Here is a 5,238-nt window from a genome sequence, read left to right as displayed (position 1 = left end):
GTATAGCCAGTGGATAAAATGCCTGCTGGCCGTTAAAGAGAGCGTTTTAGCGTTATTGCTATCCCCGCCCGTTAATGAGCAAACCATCTTACGATTTTTCTTCTGCGCCCAAAGCTGCCATTGACCTTGCCACCAGCCATGCTGTGTTATTCCCTGAAAATCCCAGGGGATATTACTATCACTGTCATTTATTTCCTCTTCTATAAACCAAAGCTCACCTTGCCGTTGGCGAAACAGATCTGCCCAAGCAGTAATGACGGCTCCCCGAAGAAAACATTCGTGTGAAATAACATGTATCTTTACCTTAGGAAAAAGGATGCTCAATACTCGAAAATGCCCGTGAGCTGCGATAACTGGACGCAAAATTGCGCCTCTGCCGTTACGTTTGAGAACCGCACTTCCATACTGAATTTCATCAAACTGGCTCCGGCTTAAAAATTGCGTCTCGCGCAAATCAACGCGATTTACGATATTGCTATGATGCAAATCAGGCTCAATTTTCCCGCGCCAGCGGTACCGCAGAGTTTCACCAATGAAATGCTGAGTAAAATTCGTGGAAATATGAAGAATATTACCGCAGGTGGCATCGAAACTGAGTAGAACATACAGTTTCTGTTCTGCACTACTCCCCTGAAACGGCACAATAAGTGGAACAGTTTCAATTCGTTCCGGGGGGACTCTATTTCTTTGTTTTTGCTGTTTGGGTGTCCAGACTTTTCTGCAGACACGGCACTGAACGCGCTGTGTTCCCCGTGGGTTATGACCATAACAAATAGTTTTTTGGCAATAACATTCAGGACAAAAATGACCGTTTTCTGAGGCATATGCACTTAAGTGAGCAGACAGCCAGTCATTAAATTGTTGTTCATCAAACAGAGGGGGATAACTCCCACATGCCCGGCAGTGCAATGCTGGATATCCCAGTCTGTAGTCTGGCCAACTGTAATCTGCAGATGCCGATATTGGCAGCCCTAAATTGCGGCAACCAAACGATTTGCAGGTATTAATCGTAAATAGAGTCAATATTAGTCACCAACGATTTCAATGGGTCGATGATTTTGCCTCATAGTTCTTGCTTAATTGTGTGAGCAGACACGCATTAAAAACCCTTTCAGAACGTAAAGTAGCGAATCTTTATAAAACTGAAAGGAATTGATTATGAAGATAAAATTAATCGCTGCGGGTATTGTGTTGACGTTACCATTTTGGGCCTGCGCCAAGGATGTCACCATTATTTATACTAATGATCTCCATGCTCATGTGGAACCTTATAAAGTGCCATGGATTGCTGACGGTAAACGGGATGTGGGTGGCTGGGCGAATATCACCACTCTGGTAAAAGAGGAAAAAGCCAAAAGTAAAGCAACATGGTTTTTTGATGCAGGTGACTATTTTACCGGCCCTTATATCAGCAGCTTAACCAAGGGCAAGGCCATCATCGATATTATGAATACCATGCCGTTTGATGCGGTCACAATGGGCAATCATGAATTTGATGATGGCTGGGATAATGCGTTGCTCCAGCTTAGCCAGGCGAAATTCCCCATTGTGCAGGGCAATATTTTTTATCAGAACAGCGATAAAGCATTCTGGGATAAGCCATATACCATTATTGAAAAAGATGGCGTGAAAATTGGCGTTATAGGTTTGCACGGCGTATTTGCCTTCAATGATACCGTTTCTGCTGCAATGCGCGAAGGTATTGAAGCGCGGGACGAAATTAAATGGTTACAGCGTTATATCGATGAACTTAAGGACAAAGTGGATTTGACCGTATTGCTGGTTCATGAAGGCACGCCTGCCCGTCAGTCCAGTATAGGAAACACCGATGTGCGTCGTGCGCTGGATAAAGATATACAAACCGCAAACCAGGTGAAAGGTCTGGATATTCTGATTACCGGACATGCGCATGTCGGTACGCCGGAACCGATTAAAGTAGGCAATACGCTAATCCTCTCAACCGATAGCGGCGGTATCGATGTGGGGAAACTGGTACTGGACTACACCAAGCCACATAGCTTTACGATGAAAAATTTCGAACTTAAAACCATTTACGCAGATGAGTGGAAGCCCGACCCGCAAACGAAGCAGGTGATCGACGGCTGGAATAAGAAACTCGATGAAGTGGTAGGACAGAAAGTGGCGCAGTCGCCGGTTGAATTAACACGTGCATATGGTGAATCAGCATCACTGGGCAACCTGGCGGCGGATGCTTTGCTGGCCGCTGCGGGTAAAAACACACAGTTAGCCTTAACCAACTCAGGCGGTATCCGCAGTGAGATCCCGTCTGGCACGATTACGATGGGCGATGTTATTAGTACGTTCCCATTCCCTAACGATCTGGTCACTATGGATCTTACCGGTAAACAATTACGTAGTTTGATGGAACATGGCGCAAGTTTAAGTAACGGAGTGTTGCAGGTCTCAAAAGGCCTGGAAATGAAATACGACAGCAGTAAACCCGTTGGACAACGGGTCCTGGAGCTTACACTTAATGGTAAGGCGATTGTGGATGCGACGGTTTATCACATTGCTACCCAAAACTTCCTTGCTGATGGTGGTGACGGCTTCACCGCGTTTACCGAGGGTAATGCGCGTAATACAACAGGTGGGTATTCTGTTTACAAAGCTGTGATCGATTACTTTAAAGCAGGTAACACCATCACTGATGAACAACTTAACGGTATGCGCGTTGCTGATGTGAAAAAATAAATGTAAGGATGTTGCCAGGAATTGACATGCAGAATGTTAATTCCTGGTAGTTGGTCTGTCCTGCACCCAGTTGATAACAATAAATAATTGCGAGCTAATAATAAATTCAGGACAGATAATGAAAAGACGCTATGTCATTGCAGAAGAGTTTAAATGAGTAATGGATGTCAGGAACATATTAATAGGAATCAGCCATGTTTAAAGGTTTGAGTGCATTCCCTCTTACTCCCCTTGTGAGCGGTGAAATTGAAGAAAAATCATTTATATCGTTGATTGAGAACCTGGCCAGTGCAGGTGTTAATTCCATCGGGGCGCTGGGTTCGACGGGCAGTTATGCCTATCTGACCCGGGAGCAGCGATACAGAGCAACAAAACTGGCTGTCAGCGCGGCTGCCGATATCCCGGTGATGACCAGCATTGGTCATGTCAGCACCGAAGAAGTGCTGAGGCTGGCGGAGGATGCACAGAAAGCCGGTGTGAGTGGCGTGTTGCTTGCGCCACTCTCATATCAAAAACTCAGCTCTGATGAAGTGTTCCGGCTGTTTGAGCGAGTCACTACGCAGTTGTCCGTTCCGCTTTGCATCTACGACAATGCTGCCACCACCGGATTTGAATTTACTGATGAGTTACTGGTCGCACTGTCGTATTTGAACAACGTCGGTTCGATAAAACTGAGTGATTTCCCGGTTGACCCAAGTGCGGCACAGAAACGAGTAAGCAGCCTAAAAAACCGGGTCTCAGAAGGCGTCACTATCGGAATAAGTGGTGATGCCCAGTCTGCTGCCGGTCTGATTGCTGGCTGTGATGTCTGGTATTCCGTACTCGGAGGACTGTTCCCTCATTATTCCCTGCGCCTGACTCAGGCGGCATTGCGCGGGGACGAAAGCCAAACGCATCAGCTTAATATGGCTCTTGAACCTCTGTGGGTGTTCTACCGCCGTCACGGAAGCTTGCGAGTGATTGCAGCAGTGGCTGAAATCATGGGAACCGTGTCAGCCCCCTGCCTGCCTTTCCCGTTACAATCGCTGGTCGGTAAAGAACGAGTCTCACTTGAAGAGGCATTAGAGAAGTTGCAGTTTCTGGCATAAATGACTCGCCACGGCTTTTACATCTGTGGAGTGTTCTTTCCGTGGCGCTCGATGAACGACCGCTCCTGGCTGTGAGTTCAACCAATGGATAGCGTTGCATCGACCGGTTGAACCCACAACACGAAGCTGCCTGATTCCGGTAGCGCCTGGCATCATGAGCTCCACAAAAATTGGAGGTCCTCAGCCTTCCTGCCGCAGGTATTGCTTCAGTTGCCCTGCAACAAACGTTTCGACACAACCTTCACTGATGTCCGCCCCAAAAGCAGCACAACAAACCGGTGTATTACCGTCGCAGGTTCGGTAAACGGCAATAACACTGCCAGGCCCGCATCCTGTGTGTCCACACAGAGAGAATCCATCGCCAACCGAACCCTGCATCACACCAAGGCCATAGCCTGTGGTCAGCCATGGCCGCCCGGGGATCGGGCCACCCAGTGTTCGTGCTTCCTGCATTTCCCGGAGCAGACCGTCAGAGAGAAGGTATCCGGAAAGGAGGCGATCCAGAAATAGCGCTGCCTGTGAAACTGGGCCGGTCAGCAAACCATGGAAGACCCAGGCGGGGTCATAATTCGAGGTGTTTTCAGGATAGACCGTTTGCAAGTCTATTCGCGTTTTAGCGAAGCGAACGTTCAACATGCCAAGAGGAGTTAGCGCACGTTGACTCACTGCATCATCAAGCGACAGATCGGTTAGCCGTTCAATCAGTCTGCCGATGAGCATATAGCCAACATTCGAGTAGCGCCAACCGGTACCGGGACTGTACCGGAGTTGAGCGCCGTCAAGGCGTTGCATCATTTCATCTGCCGACCAGGCTGACTCATTGTTCGTCACGGCAAAGTGATACTCCGCAAGCTCTCCATAATCGGCGAGACCTGCCTCATGCCGCAATAACTGTCGTAACGTGAAAGGCTGATCAAGAATTGGGGCGTCCAGTCCTGTCAGCCCATCACGCACCAGCGACAGAGCTGTCGCAGCCAGGACCGTTTTAGTAAAACTCCACCAAGGAGTTATAAGTTCTGACTGGTCAGACGTTTGTAACCGTCCATTTGACACGAGGGAACTGAGCATTAGCGTACCAGGAGTGTTGATCGGATCGACTGCTCGACTATATATCTCATTTACTCTTCTTCAGAGCCGAAAATCTGCCATTTGAACTGTTTTGAACGACCATTTTTGGCACACAGCTGCCAGTTGGAGGCCCTTAGGCAGCTAAGAGCGAGAATCTGATATTGGTATTACAATGCACTAAGCTGTTGAAGTAAAAAATAAATTCAGAATGAGTTATCTATCTGGAGTCGGGCTTAAGCATGGCGTTGAGCAGAACGCGCGCCACTCACGTGAGGCATCACTTCTTTCATCAGCTCGATAAATTTGCGCAGACGTGCCGGGTAATAGCTCGCGTATGGATAAAGCAGATAAACGGGTAACGGTGCGGCCT

The 5,238-nt window shown here is 48.0% G+C and carries 4 protein-coding genes and 1 pseudogene; 2 read left to right on the top strand and 3 right to left on the bottom strand.

The annotated features are described in order from the left end of the window. Positions 1–1,026, bottom strand: a 1,026-nt coding sequence (locus VJY99_RS16255) for a cytoplasmic protein (protein WP_324120307.1), incomplete at its 3' end; no start/stop codon positions are given. A gap of 132 nt (positions 1,027–1,158) precedes the next feature. On the opposite strand from VJY99_RS16255, the gene VJY99_RS16250 reads away from it, so the two are divergent. Together VJY99_RS16250 and VJY99_RS16245 are read left to right on the top strand one after the other, a co-directional pair. Continuing rightward, the gene (locus tag VJY99_RS16250; RefSeq protein WP_324120305.1) at positions 1,159–2,712 is read left to right on the top strand and encodes a bifunctional UDP-sugar hydrolase/5'-nucleotidase; all 1,554 of its coding nucleotides are present in this window, start codon (positions 1,159–1,161) and stop codon (positions 2,710–2,712) included. 194 nt (positions 2,713–2,906) lie between these two features. Next, on the top strand, positions 2,907–3,800 hold the full coding sequence (locus VJY99_RS16245) for a dihydrodipicolinate synthase family protein (RefSeq protein ID WP_324120303.1): 894 nt from the start codon (positions 2,907–2,909) through the stop codon (positions 3,798–3,800). Positions 3,801–3,980: 180 nt separating this feature from the next. Here VJY99_RS16245 and VJY99_RS16240 read toward each other — a convergent pair whose 3' ends face one another. Next, the gene (locus tag VJY99_RS16240) at positions 3,981–4,868 is read right to left on the bottom strand and encodes a serine hydrolase domain-containing protein (protein WP_324120301.1); all 888 of its coding nucleotides are present in this window, start codon (positions 4,866–4,868) and stop codon (positions 3,981–3,983) included. 233 nt (positions 4,869–5,101) lie between these two features. After that, a pseudogene (locus VJY99_RS16235) lies at positions 5,102–5,238 on the bottom strand (LysR family transcriptional regulator); the annotation flags it as partial.

The sequence above is a fragment of the Buttiauxella sp. genome, from assembly GCF_035271705.1.
GTDB lineage: Bacteria > Pseudomonadota > Gammaproteobacteria > Enterobacterales > Enterobacteriaceae > Buttiauxella.
This window is presented reverse-complemented; position numbering and strand designations above follow the sequence as displayed.

Bases quoted from the DNA above. Each gene is read 5' to 3' on its own strand.
- VJY99_RS16240 (WP_324120301.1), bottom strand. From the start codon at position 4,868: ATGCTCAGTTCCCTCGTGTCAAATGGACGGTTACAAACGTCTGACCAG.
- VJY99_RS16250 (WP_324120305.1), top strand. From the start codon at position 1,159: ATGAAGATAAAATTAATCGCTGCGGGTATTGTGTTGACGTTACCATTT.
- VJY99_RS16245 (WP_324120303.1), top strand. From the start codon at position 2,907: ATGTTTAAAGGTTTGAGTGCATTCCCTCTTACTCCCCTTGTGAGCGGT.